The organism is Polaromonas sp. P1_E3 (assembly GCF_056405935.1).
Genome location: NZ_JBFUBD010000659.1, coordinates 1 through 1,063, shown reverse-complemented (window position 1 = coordinate 1,063; position 1,063 = coordinate 1). Strand labels below are relative to the sequence as shown.

General features: G+C 59.1%; 1 protein-coding gene. It reads left to right on the top strand.

The annotated features are described in order from the left end of the window. Positions 1-37 precede the first annotated feature (37 nt). Positions 38-982: a thioredoxin-disulfide reductase gene (trxB, locus tag AC1D0Z_RS22580; RefSeq protein ID WP_477660374.1), complete on the top strand. Its 945-nt coding sequence runs from the start codon at positions 38-40 to the stop codon at positions 980-982. Positions 983-1,063 lie beyond the last annotated feature (81 nt).

Genomic DNA, 1,063 nt, shown 5'->3' with positions numbered 1-1,063 from the left:
ACATGAGTTCTTACACTTTCCCAATCAGTTTTTCAACATGAAACATTCCAGAGTTCTCATCCTAGGTTCAGGTCCCGCAGGCTATACCGCAGCTGTCTACGCAGCGCGCGCCAACCTGAACCCTGTGCTGATCACCGGCATTGCGCAGGGCGGCCAGCTCATGACCACCACCGAGGTCGACAACTGGCCGGCCGACGTACACGGCGTGCAGGGGCCGGACCTGATGCAGCGTTTTCTGGAACATGCCGAGCGCTTCAAGACCGAGATTATTTTTGACCACGTCAACAAAGTCGATTTCAGCAAGCGCCCCTTTACCCTCACCGGCGACAGCGGAACCTACACCTGCGACTCACTCATCATCGCCACTGGTGCCTCCGCCAAATACCTGGGCCTGGAGTCGGAAACCGCCTTCATGGGCCGCGGCGTTTCGGGCTGCGCCACCTGCGACGGCTTTTTCTACCGCGGGGAAGAAGTCTGCGTGGTGGGCGGCGGCAACACGGCAGTGGAAGAAGCGCTGTATCTGTCCAACATTGCCAGCAAGGTTACGCTGGTACACCGCCGCGACAAGTTCAAGGCAGAAGCCATCCTGATCGACAAGCTGCACGAAAAGGTGGCGGCGGGCAAGATCGAGCTCAAACTGCACCACACGCTGGAACAGGTGCTCGGCGACGCGTCCGGGGTAACCGGTGTCCGGCTCAAAAGCACCAACGGCGACGCCACCCAGGACATCACACTCAAAGGTTGCTTCATCGCGATCGGCCATCAGCCGAACACCGACATCTTTGCGGGGCAGTTGGAGATGAAGGACGGCTACATCATCACCAAAACCGGCCTGCAGGGCTTTGCCACCATGACCAGCGTTCCGGGCGTCTTTGCCGCCGGCGATGTGCAGGACCATGTTTACCGCCAGGCGATTACCAGCGCAGGCACGGGCTGCATGGCGGCGCTTGATGCCCAGCGTTTCCTGGAACAAGGCGCTTAAAAACCAGAGGAAGCGCTGACTTCCTCTTKCCCGCCCTTAACCTTTCAGGCTTTTTGTCGCTTTTCCCCAGCCTTTTACCGC

What these genes read in the sequence shown, in the direction of transcription:
- trxB (WP_477660374.1), top strand. Translation starts at nt 38, where the DNA reads ATGAAACATTCCAGAGTTCTCATCCTAGGTTCAGGTCCCGCAGGCTAT.